Raw genomic sequence first — 14589 nt, 5'->3', positions numbered from 1 at the left:
GGCTTACAATATTCAGGTAAAATTACCTGTTGTAATGAGTAAGAATAATTGTTCAAATAGAGACAACGGAGCGTTGTTGGCTATTAAAATTGAATTTAAGAACAATACTAATAAAAAAATCGTCGATTGTTACATTTTTGTTTCTGTCACTAATTTTGTTTTTTTATATCGGAATTTTGCAGGGTAAACCGCCTGTTTCTGATATCGATGCATTTATTGAAACATCATTCCAATGTGATACTAAATCAGAGGTTAACCTTAATGAACTGGTGGTGTATTCATCAGGTAAAGTGTTGGCTGAGGATGTTGCTAAAACCCTATGCGCAGATGACATCATTAGTAAACAATATGGCAAGGTCACCTCTTATTGGGGTTATAAAACCTCAGACACAATTGAGTTTTTAGGTAAAGGGATAGCAGATTTGATCCTTGCTAAAGAAAACTTGATTAATGCTTTTATGGCCGAGTCAACCTATAACTATCAAGCGGTTGTTGGCTTCCCAGATTACACTGCTTATTTAATTTCGAGTAAAGAAAAGCCCCGAATTGAAAAAAGTTATTTTTTAGACAAGCGTATTGGCTTACTTGATTATCCAACGAGTCGCTCTGGGCACATTTTACCTAAGCAATTATTTAAAAAATTAGACATCAACCTAGAAAACCTAAATATCACTTATGCCAGTTCACATACAGAATTAAGAGAGTTACTTGCAAGCGGTAAAGTCGATTTAATCTCTTCTTATTGGCAAGATAGTGATCAGCAACGCTTTTCAATCAATTACATTACGCCTATCCGTGACAATATAAGTGGCAGTCGTTGGTATTTAAAAATGCAAGATGAGAACACCGACCTTTTATGTGCTGTTCAAACACGCCTAACTCAGTTAGCCCATAATCAGAATTCCCATTACTTTAATCATGTTGAGTCTTTTTGGGAATGTGACTCAAACCAGCAAACAATCAAAGTAGGGGATAGCAATGCTGCCAATTAGAATAAAGCTTGCTTATGGGGCGGTATTTCTATGCTGTTGTTTGGCTTTATTTGCCACCTTTATTACTGCAAAAGCTTATAAGACAAAAACTAATGATGCACTGACTCTAGCAAAAGTTGAAAACCGTATTGCCCTTGATTTAAATCACTTAAATTTACCTGATGATTTTTTAAAGCATTCAGGTAGTAAAGACATGGTACTCAACTATATCGCCCGTCTTAATGCTCAGTTAAAAGACTCAGGCGTGATGGTTTATTCAATTGAAGGGATCTCTGATTATCCAGCCCGTGCAGATTTAATTACTAAACAATTGCATGCACCACAAAAGTCGTTAACGGTAAGCTTTGTTGTCGCATCGTCTTTATTTTCAAAAAATGATATTGCTGTATTAATTCTAGTGAGTTTGGTGTCTGCTGCACTAACGTATTTATTATTTATAAGTGAGCGTACTAAAATTCAAATTGCAAAACATGAGCCTGAGGTTGAAATACAAGCTGTAGAAAAACCTAAATTGATAGTCGATCTTCAAAATAAAACCTTGGCTGCCAGTTGTGCTGTTGATAAAACCGTTGCACTTGCTAATAAACCGCTGTGCTTTTATCTTGCATTGGTTGAGTTTTGTATTGAGCACCCAGATGTAGTGCTTAATCAAAATAAAGATGTACCAGAAGAATTGCTGACTTTAGCGAACAAGTATTTTTACCGGTTAGTCGAGCTTGGTCATACAATACGTAAGCGCCCAAACTTTACTAATAGTTTAGAAAAAACATTAAGTGAAATTCGTGCTGCACTTGATGAAGTTTGGCAAGAACAGCTAGAAATAAAAGAAACCTATTATCCGCCTAAGGCCCATGGTGAAGGCTCCCGTTCGCGTTTACATCATTACGGATTGAAATCGATTGAGATTGCCGATATTGAAGTCATAGGCAAATAATCTACTTTAAAAGTAAAAAGGGAAGTCTTTGACTTCCCTTTTGCTTGTTAAAGATTATTGAGTACACCTTATTGTTGTTTAGGCGTATAATCAGCCGCTTTAACAGGGCTATTTTGCTCAAAGAAACGTTTTAATGCCTGTGCATCTGTATCATCTGTACTTACAAAGCCTTTTTTATCGGTAAGAGTAGGGTAGCCGTCACCACCAGAGGCATTATAACTGTTAATACTCATACGATATATTTTAGCCATATCAAGTGGCTTTCCTGCAATCTTAACATCAGATAAGGTGTCATCGTCGCGTTTAAAGCTCAACTTATAATATTGTAAGTAGGCACCTGAATCAGGTGGGAAAGACGTAACCACAGACAAGTAATCAAATAACTCTTGGCCTGTCATATCAATATAGGTGATACGATTTTTAAAAGGATGAACTTTTAAAATATCTTTATAACTGACATCACCTGCTTGAATGCTATCGCGAATTCCGCCACCGCTGATCAAACCAAAATCAGCACCCACAGATTGCATTTGAGCAGCAATTATTACGCGTGCTAAGTTAACTTGCTCGTAGCGCACCTTGTTACGGTCACCTTCAAGTTTTGCATCAACGGCGCCAATTTTACCGGCAATTTGTGCTGCGCCTTTTTGCTGATAAACAGCAAGTACGTCTTGTAAGCTTTTGTTAGGTTCGATGTAATCAGCTGCCAACTTCTTATTGCCATTTTCATCATCGATATATAGGTTAACTGGAATAAGTGCGTAATTAAGAAGTGTTAATTTGCCCTTTTCTAATTTGAATTCAGCCTTACCCACATATTTACCCCATTCATGGGCTTGCATGATCCAAGTGCCATTTTGTTGATCTGGTTTACATGCTTTACCTGGCATGAAGCTTTCGTCAGCGATATTTGCCTCTTTCATACAAACAGGTTCTTGTGAATGTCCGCCAACAATAATATCAAGCATGCCTTTAGGTAAGTTACGCGCCATGGTTACATCACCCGGCGCATTAATCCCAAAGTTCGCATCAACATAGTGACCCATGTGCGTGACAGCAATGGTGATATCAGGGTTGTACTGTTTTTCAATTTCTGGGGCTAACTTTGCAGTAACCTCTGTTGGGTCTTTAAATTCTAGACCACCGATATATTGAGGATTACCTATTTTTGCTGTATCTGTGGTTGTTAAGCCGATTACAGCAATCTTAAGGCCATTTTTTTCAAAGATTTTATAACCTTGGTAGCGTGCTTCACCGGTTGTTTTATCAATGATGTTGGCAGATAAAAATGGAAAGTTAGACCATTTTTGTTGTTGATCAAGTACTGCCAGAGGATTGTCAAACTCATGGTTACCAATTGCCATAGCGTCATAGCCAATTAAAGACATACCTTTAAAATCGGGCTCTGCATGTTGTAAGTCTGACTCTGGAATACCGGTATTGATATCGCCGCCTGACAGCAATAACACAGCATGGCCTTTTGCTTTAGCATCGGTACTTAATTGATCGATTAAAGTTTTACGGGCTGCCATACCATACTCGCCTTGCTCGTTGTGCCAAAAGCGACCGTGGTTATCATTGGTATGAAGTAGAGTTAAATATTGTACTGAATCAGTATTATTCGAAGATGAGCTACATGCGGTTAGGGTAACCAGTAGCGAAGTTAATAAAAAAAGCGCATAATTGTTTGCCTGATTAGAGCAGTAGGTTAATTAAGCGCTTAGTTTAAACGACTTAAGTTTAAATTAAATGTCTTTTATAAACTTTTGTTGCTATTTTCTGTATTTATTTGTCCTGTTGCAGCGAGTTGCCGGCGTTGCAGTTCTTGTTCTGCGTAATGAGACTTTTGGTGATTATTGCCCACCATCCAATTTAAAAAACTAGCTGGTAACTGGCTGTAAGGCTCACCTTGGTGTAGGCCAAAATCGCATATTGCGTTCTCTTCATTCGCCATGGTTAATTCCTGTGTGTTCATTGTTGTCGTGCAAATACTAACAAACTGAGTCAATTTGATAAGACGATTTTGATTTAGTGTTTATATTTTTTATAACTAAAATGAATACGCGATGTAAATTAATGTAACTGAGTTGTAATTGCTATGGCGTGTTTTGTGTAACTATTTTGTTTGCTATTTATGCATCAACCATTTTTGTTTAAGCTTCGTGCAGTTTTATAATAAAAAGTATCAGGAAAGATAAACAATGAAAAAACATCTACTTGCAACTGCTCTTTTTGCAAGCTGCTTTACAGCCAATGCGACGATTGTAGAAATGCAAACAAATCAAGGCACCATTACCGTTAACCTTTATGATCAACACACACCTATCACAGTGGAAAACTTTCTAAATTATGTAACTGACGGTAGCTATGACGGTAGTGTTATCCATCGTTCTGTTGACGATTTTGTATTGCAAGGGGTGGTTTTAAGTTTGATACGGACTTTAATTCGATTGAAACAGCTGATGCAATTACCAATGAGCCTGTTTTATCAAACGTTAAAGGCACGATTGCAATGGCGAAAGTTGGTGGCAATGCGAACAGTGCAACAAGCCAATGGTTTTTTAACTTAAAAGATAATAGCGCTAATCTTGATTTACAAAATGGTGGTTTCACCGTGTTTGGTGAAATTACAGCTGATAGCTTTGAAACAATCGAGACAATTACATCATTAGTTCACTGTGGTGAAATTCCAACGGTTGGCTTAAATGAAGATCAATGCCCAACGACCACTAGCGGTTTCAATGCTGAAAACTTAGTGATGATTAATAGTGTTGTTGTGATTGATGATGATCCGAATTCATCTGCCTCTTTATCACCAAAAGAAAATACGCTTATTGACGAAGATAATTCATCCGATAATGGCGGTGGTAGTTCAGGTGGTAGTCTTGCGTGGATGCTATCTTTATTAGCCCTTGCAGGTTTTACTCGTCGTAAATAATTCCAACCAACAAAGTTAATAAGGCGCTAAAAAGCGCCTTTTTTCTTTGTATCACTAAGTACTAAAAGATTCTTACTAAAACCAGCACCCACATTATTAGCATAATGAAGCTACTGACAACGAAACTATAATAGCGCGCCTTCAAGGTATTTGAAGTTAAGTGAATTACGCTATGAATAATTCTTAATGCTACATAAACCCACGCAAGGGCAACAAAAACAGTACCCACCGCATTGACCTGTAGAGCTGTTAAACAGCCGATAAAAAACAGCACGGGCATTTCGAATTGATTGATAAAATTGCGATCTGCAACACGCACATCAGTGCCTGCTTTTTCTAAATCCATTGTTAAGAAATCTTTCATCTCAATGGTTTTTTGTTTTGCCGCACGAAAGCGGCGTTTACCCATAATGTACATCACAATGAACGTCAGTAAGACCTGAGCGAACATTGCTACAATTAGCCACTTTTCCATAGCTCATCCTTTGTTATAGTTATTGCTATTAATCTTAACCGTAAGTACTGCATTTTCACAATGTGTTACAAAGTTTTGCTGTAACTTAGCTCAAAAGCATTGAATTGCGGCGCTCTAAAACACATGATAAATAAAAATTTATTCAATTTCTAATGGATACTAAATAATGAAAAAAATAATGGGACTCAGTGCAATCGCTTTTGCAGTGTTAGCAGGTTGTTCTTCTACTTCTACCACAGCGCCTCCTGCTGCTAATACTAACCTTATTCCTGACTCGTTAGTTATCAGTCCAAACGATACTCGTGAGTACAAAACATTAAAACTTGATAACGAAATTGATGTGATTTTAATTTCAGACCCAAGCGCTGAAAAATCAGCTGCTGCATTGAGTGTCGGTGTTGGTTTATTGCACGACCCTATGTCGCAACAAGGTATGGCACATTATCTAGAGCATATGCTGTTCCTTGGTACAGACCGTTACCCAGACACCAAAGGTTACAGTGATTTTATGACTAAAAATGGTGGGGCGCATAACGCTTACACCTGGTTAGATATCACAAACTACATGTTCAAAGTGAACAATGATGCTTACGATGAAGCACTTGACCGCTTTGCGGATTTCTTTAAATCACCAAAGCTTTACCCTGAGTACACAGACAAAGAAAAAAATGCGGTAAATGCAGAATGGTCAATGCGCCGTGAAATGGACTTTTTTGGTCAGTTTAAATTGGCACGCCAAATGATGGGCTCACACCCAGCAAACCGCTTTTTAATTGGTAACCTAGAAACTTTAGGGGATAAAGAAGGTAGCAATCTACACAAAGAAACCGTTGCTTTTTATAACAAATATTATTCATCGAACATTATGAAAGTGGCGATGATTTCTAATCGTCCACTGGCTGAAATGGAAGCAAAAGCTAAACAGTATTTTGCTGACATTGAAAACAAACACATCGAAAAACCAACGGTGACTGATAAGTTAGATTTCTCTGTGGCAGGTGGTAAACGTGTTTACTACTCACCGAATGAAGATGTTAAACAGCTACAGTTAGAATTCACTATTGCTGATAACAGTTCACAGTTTGCGGTAAAACCAAACCGTTTTGTTTCGTACCTTTTAAGCAACGAAATGCAAGGTAGCCCGGCACAAATTTTACGTGATAAAGGCTGGGTGTCACGATTATCTGCTTCTGATGCTCCAACTCAATACGGTAACTACGGCAGCTTAACAGTTAATATTGAATTGACTGATGCGGGCATGCAAAACCGCGAAGAAATTGTCGCTATGGTTATGCAATACATTGCGCTTATTAAAGAGCAGGGTGTTGATAGCAAATACTTTAATGAAATTCGTACCTCTCTAAATAATGAATTTCAATTCCTAGAAAAAGGCGATGAGTTTGGTTATGTCAGTAACTTAACTGATAGCATGCAAAAATTCCCTGTGAACAACGCAATTAACGCACCTTATTATTATGCAAAGTTTGATGCAGATGCGGTGCAAAATGTGCTTTCACAATTAAACGAAGATACGCTACGTATTTGGTATATTTCAAAGCAAGAAGAAACAGATTCACAGCTGCATTTTTACGATGGTAAATACCGCATTGAAGATATCAGCGAAGCAGAAGTTGCAAGCTGGAGCAAACCGAGCGAATACCCTTTAGCATTACCAACAGTAAACCGCTTATTACCAGAAAGCTTTGCAATTAAAACGGCGGAGTTTAAACAACAAGCGCATCCTGAACTGGTATTTGATAAGCAAGGTGTAAAAGTTTGGCGCCAAGCAAGTCAGCAATTTGCTGAGCAACCTAAGGGTCTTGTTGAGGTTTACATTAATACACCTGATGCCCTTGTGAATGTTAAATCACAAGTTCTTTATGCAGTGTGGGCTGATCTTTATAACTTACAACAAAGCAAACTAAGCACAGAAGCAGCCGTTGCAGGTATGAGCTTAGGGCTACAACCAAGTAACGGCCTTGTGTTATCACTAAGTGGTTTTACTGATAAACAAGACGTGCTGTTAGCTCAAGCGCTTGAAAATCTAACGTTAGATGTGTCTGAAGAAGGATTTGCCCAAGCAATCGATCGTTTTAAGCGTGATTTACTCAATCAACAAAAGCAGTTCCCGTTCTACCAAGCATTCGGTGAATACTCAAAACTGACTCGTAGTGGTAAATTTGATACCGAAAGCTTAATTGCTGCGGCAGATGCGCTAACTCTTGCTGATTTTGCAGATATTAAGCAATCAACTCTTGCTGCCAATGATCTACGCGTATTCACGTTTGGTAACTATAACCAAAATGATGTTGACTCTATTGCGAGTAAACTAACCGCTATTTTACCTAAAGGCCATAAAACGACTGAGTTTGCTAGAAGCAAAGCATGGTTACCTCAACCAGGTGAACGCATCGTATTACAAAAAGATATTGATGTAGCAGATGTAGCAATCATTGATATGGTTGTACACCCAACACCTGGCTATAAGCAAAAAGCACAGGCGCAAATCTTACAAAGTCACTTTAGAACCGTAGCGTTTGATAAGTTACGTACTGAAGAGCAGCTGGCTTATGCGGTTGGTGCGTTAGCGCGTCCTATCGAAGACTACTCTGCATTGGGTCTATATATTCAAACACCGGTTAAAGGCCCTAAAGAGATGCAAGCGCGTTTTGATGAGTTCAAAAAGCAATACGCTGTTGAGCTTGATAACATGACAGAAGAAACATTTGCACAACTTAAAAATGCAACGCTTGTGTCTTTAAAAGAGCAGCCTAAAAACTTAAGTGATGAAATGTCACCACTTATCACAGATTGGTATCGTGAGAACTTTAAGTTTGATTCTAAGGAAAAACTTATCGCAGAAGTTGAAAAAGTAACCTTGGCTGATCTTAAAGATTATTACAAGAAAACCATGCTTAACAGTGAGGCTCCACGATTAAATATTCAAATGCGTGGTAGTAAGTTTGCGGATAAGCCATTTGCAGATCTTAAAAACCAAACAAAAGTTGAAAACTTAGAGAGTTTTTACAAAGGCATTAAATTCCAAAACTAATTTAATAGCGGATAAACAAAAGCCCAAGCAATTGCTTGGGCTTTTTTATTTATGCGATAAGCAAAAATCCTATAAATGCAGCGCTTGCTGCAAGTAAGGTATAAGGCAGTTGCGTGATAGCATGGCTGACTAAATCACACCCTGAGCCTTGCGCGGCAAGTACCGTGGAATCAGAATAGAAGCACGCCTGACTACCAAATGACGACGCCGACAGCAAAGCGCCAATCACTAAAGGAATATTGGCATCAATTGCGTAAGCCAGAGGCATTACAATAGGAATCGTTACTGCGAAAATCCCCCAGCTTGAACCTGTTGCAAAAGCAAGTACTGCCATTGCTAAAAACACCACGGCAGGTAGGTACTGGGCCGTCATATAAGGGCTTAATGTATTAATAACATATTGCGGAAGCATTAATTGGTCACACACATCTTTAAATATAAATGCTGCAACCACAGTCCCAATAGCGGGGATCATACTTTTAAAACCATCAAGCATACGCTCAACGAGTTCTGACAATGTCATCAACTTTTGTAACATATAAAAAGGTAAAACAACGGCAAAGGTTGCAAGCAATCCTTTGTATACGTCAATGTCAAAGTAAACAGTAAATGCAACAAGTAAAACTATCGGCACTAAAAAGTTATAGAGTTTGCCGTTTGAAGCGGCTGTTTCAAAGTTTTCTTCCGCTGCTTTTACTGCGTATTCATCCGCTGTTTGAACATCTGTGTATTGGCTATTTGAGATCTCGATTTGATTATTCATGGCACGTAGTTGTGCTTTTTTCATCGGACCAAAAGCAGGGATGACATTTAAGCTAACCAGTAATACAACAATGACTGCAAACCAAGCATATAACATGTAAGGTATTGCTTGAATGTAGACGGCAATACCTTGACCTTCTGGTGCAACATTATTATCAACTAACAAGCCACCAAAAAATACGGCCCATGTAGAGAGTGGTACCAGCACACAGATAGGCGCGGCTGTTGAGTCAACAACATAAGCGAGCATTTCACGGCTAATTTTAAACTTATCGGTGATACGTTTCATGGTTTCACCGACGGTTAATGCATTTAAGTAATCATCAATAAAAATAATCACACCTAGCACAAATGTCATCACCAACGATGAGCGCTGGCCTTTGGCAAACTTTAACGCTAATTCGGCGAAGGCACTTGCACCCCCGGTTCTCACTAATAAAGCGATTAATGCACCAAATCCACCACAGACTAAAATTAGCCAGGCAATGGTTTCGTCTTGCATTACTTTTAATGAAATATCAGCAAAATTGGCTAACACAGCGGTTGGTCCTAGCATGGCTAAACCAAACAAAGCACCAATTAGTAAAGATAAAATAGGGCGGCGTAAAAATACGGCCAAAACCACCACCAATACTGGCGGCAGTAAACTTAACGCAGAAGGTTCTTGCATTATATTTTTCACACAGTTAAGCAATGCGAGATTGCTTACAGAAATCAGAAGTCTATAGACTCAAGTAACTGCTTTACGCGAACACACTTTTATGGACCATTAGGGAAAGTGCCTGCGTTGGCTGGCGCCAGACAGTATAGAGGGTATACTGCTTTTGTTTTGCCCAAAACATCGCAAGAAAAATAATCCTGAATATTAATTTAGTCAATAAGAATTTTTATTGCGATGATAATTATTTTACACTCTTCAACTGTATTACTTTTTTAACTTTATTAAGCTAAGGTTTATGGCATTTTCAGATACATACAGACTCAGTAGTCACGCGGTTATCACTAACAACCAAGGGCAAGTGTTATTACTAAAAGCTAATTATGGTCAAAAAAGTTGGGGGTTACCTGGCGGGGCTTTAGATAAAGGAGAAACCATTCATCAAGCGTTGCTACGTGAATGCCAAGAAGAGCTTAATTGTGACGTAGATATCGCTTATTTAAGTGGTGTTTATTATCACACAGCGTTTAACTCTCATGCGTTTATTTTCCGTGCTCGTATGGCAGAAAATGCTGAAATAATGTTGAGCGATGAGCACACAGAGTATGGCTATTTCGATATTGATGAGTTATCTAAAGTACAAAAAGAGCGTGTTCTCGACTGTCTCAATTTTGCCAATGATGTCGTTAGTAAGGTGTTTTAACCTATGTTAGATATATATTTGCGTGCCGGGCAGCCAAATGATGCAACCTTTATTGTTGATCTTTTAAATCAAGCAACATTCTTAGAGCATATCGGTAATAAAAACATTAATACGCCTGCACAAGCTGAGCATTATATACAACAAACGTTTATAAATAGCCACCAGCAATTGGGCTTTGGCAGTTATATTGTTTGTTTAGCTGATGATACACCGGTTGGAATGGTAGGGCTCTTTCAGCGCGATGCGTTAGCTATCCCCGATTTAGGATTTGCCTTGTTAGCTAAATATGAAGGCAAGGGTATTATTACAGCTGCTGCTCGGTTATTGATGGCAAAAAAACACGTATTAGAGCTTGGTGTGCTTGCTGCAATAACCTCGCAAACAAATATTGGCTCACAGAAGGTGTTACAGAAACTTGGTTTTGAGTTTATAGGCGATGTCATCATTAACGATGACAATCAGCCTCTAAAACTCTTATTAAAGAGCAAGCTTTGATACTTCGTTTGCAACCTGTTTGTTTACCTTTAGCCACGTTGACTCAAGTGTTGCGACAAGCCCTTCGTAATCACTGTCTTGAAGTGGTGTAAGCTCATTAAAATAATTGACCGCCTTTAACTTTCGGCCAGATTCAGGGTTTGTATAGTACAAACGCCAAAGCCCTGCAATGTTGGCATTGCCTTGCTCATCACCGTTGAAGTGATGTAGCTCATATTCTAATTCATAGAAACTTTGCTGATCTAAATCGGTTATCACCGGTAAACCTTTTATTACCATCCAATTATCAAGTTCAGTATAAAGCTGTTGATGGGCACTGGCGGTTAACATTAAATCAGGTGATTCGCTCCATAAATGGTAGTTAGCAGCATTGACTCTGTTGTTTTCGAGAACCATCGCAATGCCACGATTATTAAGCGCACCACGTAACTGTACGGTGTTAATTCTGAGCTGAGCTTGCGTATTCTCAGCTAAGCGCTGCATTGCAACAATTGGCTGCGAAAATTGATAATACTCAATGGTTGAGAATGACGTTTGACTGCAGGCCGAAAGTAACAGCACTGATGCCACTGAAGCACAGAGTTTATAGTTCATTATTGTTTCCTCGGCGTTGGGTCTGCTGGTAGCTCTTTATCAAAGATCAACATATTAGGTTGCTGGTTTAAACCTCGAGTGAATGGCTGTAGCTCTTCACTTAAACGTTTAAATTCAGATAAAGTCGTTTGCAACTGTTGGTGGAATGTTGAACCTTGCTCGTAACTTGCCATGGTTTTTTCAAATTGCTTCATAGTTTTATCGAACTGTTGCATGCTCTTTGTCATTTCTGCAAAGTTGCGATTTATATCACCCGGTAAGTCTTGCGTATCTTGTTTATTTAGTAGCTCTCTCATGTCATGAGCAAGCGCTTGGTACTCGGCAAAGGTGGTCTGCATTTGCGCTAAGCTATCTTCAATTTTAAGGTTATTCACTTTATTTAATACATCAGAGACTTGGTCTGCTATGACCGTAATTCCGCTTGATACACTGGGGAATACAGTGTAATCGGCAATTGTTTTTAATTCAGCAGGTTCGGCATTATCGTAAATATCTAAGTCAACGTACACGGCACCCGTGAGTAAATTGCCTGGCTTTAAAGACGCTCGCAGGCCATTTTTGATCCATCCATCTAAACTTGAATGCCAAAACTCGCGTGCTGCTGTACTGTCATGATACAGGCGCCCATATTCAATTTTTATCAGGGCTGGTACTGCGGTGTTATCGGTTCTAAAATGTGCAGGTTTGCCATCTATAATGACACTTGCAGGTGCTTCAACCACACTACCGATACGCATACCTCGGTATTCGACAGGTGCGCCAGTGCGTAAGCCGCGAATTGATTGCTCAAAGTCGATTAAGTAGTAGTCAAAATCATAAAAGCGTTCTTCTAAAGCGGCTTTGTAGCTGTTACTTAAAGAAAAACTATGGCCGTTACTGGCCACTTCACCGGGCGTTTGTTGTTCTGGAATGCCGACTGAAATACCACCTTTAAGCAATTTACTTAATGAGCCTGTGTTAACATTAATACCATCTGCAGAGAGGTCAATTTCGATCCCTGAATTAACCCAGAAAATAGAGTTTAAGGTGATCAAGTTTTGATAAGGTTCATTTATAAAAATGCCATATTTCATCGCTTGATTCTTCCAATCAAACGTGGCGGTTTCTATTTGGCCTATTTTGTAATCTTTAAAGTAAATACCGGTACTTACATCAAGTACTTCTGCGTTATAGCTTAATAGGGTGAAGCGGCCACCTTTTACATCTTTACCAATTAAAGCCGGTTCATCTTGTAGCTCAAATTTTTCGGCTAGCTTTTTACTTTCACCCGGTGCAAATTCTAAATACACACCAGAGAGTAGGGTACTCATGCCGCTAATTCCGGTGTCATCAATCCGTGGTTTTACAACCCAAATTTTCGCATCATCAGTGAGTAAGTCATCATAATGTTTATCGATTTGCGCCCGTGCGATGACACTATTTTGTTTGTCTGATAAACGAACATGGTCGATTTGGCCAATCTTTACACTACGTACCTTTATTTCTGTTTTACCAGCCACAATACCTTCTGCATGAGGCATTTTGATAAAGATGGTAGTGCCTTTATTTGCTTGATACTGGTACAACATCCATGCGCCAATTAATAAGGCAATAACGGGTATGATCCAGATTGCCGATATATTTGGCGCTGTTTTTATTTTAGCGGTTTCGCTCATGCCAAGGTCTCTTGTTTCGCAGTACTTAAGTTATCTGGGTTATCCCACAATAAACGGGGATCAAACGCATGGGCTGCCAACATTTGGCATATAACCATGGTCGTAAAAAATATTGTGCCAATGCCAGGTGTCACTGACATTAGGTTTCCTAGTTGTACTAAGGCTACTAGAATCGCCACAACAAATACATCGATCATTGACCATTTGCCAATAAATTCAGTCAATTGGTAGATGCGTGTATAGCTTTTAGTTTGTCTGTTTGCTGGTCGCATCACCATAAAGCATAAAAAACTTAATATGAGTGCTTTGGCGAGGGGAACAACCACACTCGCTAAAAAGATGATCATTGCGATAGGGTACGAACCACTATTCCATAAAATCATCACGCCACCAATAATCGTCGATGGCGTTTCATCGCCAAGGCTCGTGGTATACATAATAGGATAGACATTGGCAGGGATATAACAGGCCACTGAGGTTAATAACCATGCTGCGGCTTTTTGCACACTAAAAGGGTTACGACTGTAAGTTTTAGAGTCACATCGTGAACAGGTTTCGGTTGCACACAGTTGTCCACAAACATGACATGCTCGTAAACCTTGGTCAATGGCCCGTGTGTTAGGCTTTGTTTGCTCAATATATTCTGGTTCTTTTAATTGTTGCCATAAGGTGTGCTTATTTAATTTTGCTGTGGCTGCTACATAACAGATAACAAAAGCGCTATAGGCCCAAAAGCTTACACCAAACTCGATATCTGCCATCGACATGATTTTGACCATACTGACCATCACGCCAATTAAAAAAATCTCTGACATGATCCAAGGTTCTAATGCAAAGGTGGTTTTTAACAGTCTTTTTCCCCATTGATACGGCAGCGCTTTTAGTAAGCCTAAATGCAAAGGAATTATGAGTATTAATAAAAGTAGGGGCAGACCAATAATACTGGTGTCAATGAACAAACCTAAAAAGTCGTTGTCGTAATTAAAGAGAATTCGTGCGGCATCGGGTAAGGTGATTGTTTGAGTAATGCCACTACTGGTAAAAGATAGGAATGGATAAAACATACTACTGAGTAGCATAACAATAGCACTTAAACTCAGTGCTACGACCATACTATCTTGGTTAGCTTGCGATGCCGAAAGCTTTGTATTGCAATGTGGGCATATTGCCACTTGTTTTGCACTTAGATGTGGGATCTCAATCACAAGATCGCAGCTAGGACAGGCTGTTTGCAAACTTAGGGTCTCTTAAACAAGAACTTAGTTAAGTTTGCATCAAATAGTGTGTAAATACAAATGCACCTTTGTTTAATATAAGCTAATATTTGTACA

Annotated in this window: 12 protein-coding genes and 1 pseudogene; 6 read left to right on the top strand and 7 right to left on the bottom strand. The window is 39.0% G+C overall.

Going from position 1 to position 14589, the window contains the following annotated elements:
* Nucleotides 1–89 precede the first annotated feature (89 nt).
* Complete coding sequence (locus P4S60_RS17950) at nucleotides 90–992, top strand: hypothetical protein (RefSeq protein WP_337116920.1); 903 nt, start codon at nucleotides 90–92, stop codon at nucleotides 990–992.
* Entirely contained in the window at nucleotides 979–1926 is a 948-nt protein-coding gene (locus P4S60_RS17945) for a hypothetical protein (RefSeq protein WP_337116919.1), read from the top strand. Before P4S60_RS17950 ends, P4S60_RS17945 begins: the two co-directional genes overlap by 14 nt.
* A 68-nt stretch (nucleotides 1927–1994) precedes the next feature.
* Here P4S60_RS17945 and ushA read toward each other — a convergent pair whose 3' ends face one another.
* Nucleotides 1995–3581, bottom strand: coding sequence for a bifunctional UDP-sugar hydrolase/5'-nucleotidase UshA (gene ushA, locus P4S60_RS17940; RefSeq protein WP_337117525.1), 1587 nt, complete (start codon nucleotides 3579–3581; stop codon nucleotides 1995–1997).
* A 101-nt stretch (nucleotides 3582–3682) separates the two neighbouring features.
* Nucleotides 3683–3880, bottom strand: coding sequence for a hypothetical protein (locus P4S60_RS17935; protein WP_063703692.1), 198 nt, complete (start codon nucleotides 3878–3880; stop codon nucleotides 3683–3685).
* A 247-nt stretch (nucleotides 3881–4127) separates the two neighbouring features.
* Here P4S60_RS17935 and P4S60_RS17930 point away from each other — a divergent pair.
* Nucleotides 4128–4864: pseudogene (locus P4S60_RS17930) on the top strand (peptidylprolyl isomerase).
* A gap of 61 nt (nucleotides 4865–4925) precedes the next feature.
* On the opposite strand, the gene P4S60_RS17925 reads toward P4S60_RS17930, so the two are convergent.
* Complete coding sequence (locus tag P4S60_RS17925) at nucleotides 4926–5339, bottom strand: MAPEG family protein (protein ID WP_337116918.1); 414 nt, start codon at nucleotides 5337–5339, stop codon at nucleotides 4926–4928.
* A 166-nt stretch (nucleotides 5340–5505) separates the two neighbouring features.
* Between P4S60_RS17925 and P4S60_RS17920 the strand changes: the two genes are divergently transcribed.
* The gene (locus P4S60_RS17920; RefSeq protein ID WP_337116917.1) at nucleotides 5506–8391 is read left to right on the top strand and encodes an insulinase family protein; all 2886 of its coding nucleotides are present in this window, start codon (nucleotides 5506–5508) and stop codon (nucleotides 8389–8391) included.
* Nucleotides 8392–8440: 49 nt separating this feature from the next.
* On the opposite strand, the gene P4S60_RS17915 is transcribed toward P4S60_RS17920, so the two are convergent.
* Entirely contained in the window at nucleotides 8441–9823 is a 1383-nt protein-coding gene (locus P4S60_RS17915; RefSeq protein ID WP_063703701.1) for a Na+/H+ antiporter NhaC family protein, read from the bottom strand.
* 286 nt (nucleotides 9824–10109) lie between these two features.
* Between P4S60_RS17915 and P4S60_RS17910 the strand changes: the two genes are divergently transcribed.
* Nucleotides 10110–10514 carry an NUDIX hydrolase gene (locus P4S60_RS17910; RefSeq protein ID WP_337116916.1) on the top strand — a complete coding sequence of 135 codons (405 nt, stop codon included), beginning with the start codon at nucleotides 10110–10112 and terminating at the stop codon, nucleotides 10512–10514.
* Nucleotides 10515–10517: 3 nt separating this feature from the next.
* Nucleotides 10518–11009, top strand: coding sequence for a GNAT family N-acetyltransferase (locus tag P4S60_RS17905; RefSeq protein ID WP_337116915.1), 492 nt, complete (start codon nucleotides 10518–10520; stop codon nucleotides 11007–11009).
* Here P4S60_RS17905 and P4S60_RS17900 read toward each other — a convergent pair.
* Genes P4S60_RS17900 through P4S60_RS17890 form a run of 3 tightly spaced genes read right to left on the bottom strand, consistent with a single transcriptional unit; the run spans nucleotide 10992 to nucleotide 14493 of the window.
* A complete protein-coding gene (locus P4S60_RS17900; protein ID WP_304636747.1) occupies nucleotides 10992–11603 on the bottom strand; it encodes a PqiC family protein in 612 nt (203 codons plus the stop codon). The two genes, P4S60_RS17905 and P4S60_RS17900, sit on opposite strands and share 18 nt — an antisense overlap.
* Nucleotides 11603–13258: an intermembrane transport protein PqiB gene (gene pqiB, locus P4S60_RS17895; RefSeq protein WP_138625016.1), complete on the bottom strand. Its 1656-nt coding sequence runs from the start codon at nucleotides 13256–13258 to the stop codon at nucleotides 11603–11605. The genes P4S60_RS17900 and pqiB overlap by 1 nt, the downstream gene beginning before the upstream one ends.
* A complete protein-coding gene (locus P4S60_RS17890; RefSeq protein ID WP_337116914.1) occupies nucleotides 13255–14493 on the bottom strand; it encodes a PqiA/YebS family transporter subunit in 1239 nt (412 codons plus the stop codon). The genes pqiB and P4S60_RS17890 overlap by 4 nt, the downstream gene beginning before the upstream one ends.
* Nucleotides 14494–14589 lie beyond the last annotated feature (96 nt).

The sequence above is a fragment of the Pseudoalteromonas sp. Hal040 genome (genome assembly GCF_037162425.1).
GTDB lineage: Bacteria > Pseudomonadota > Gammaproteobacteria > Enterobacterales > Alteromonadaceae > Pseudoalteromonas > Pseudoalteromonas gelatinilytica.
Note: the sequence above shows the minus strand (reverse complement) of the source record. Positions and strands in the feature narration are given on the sequence as shown.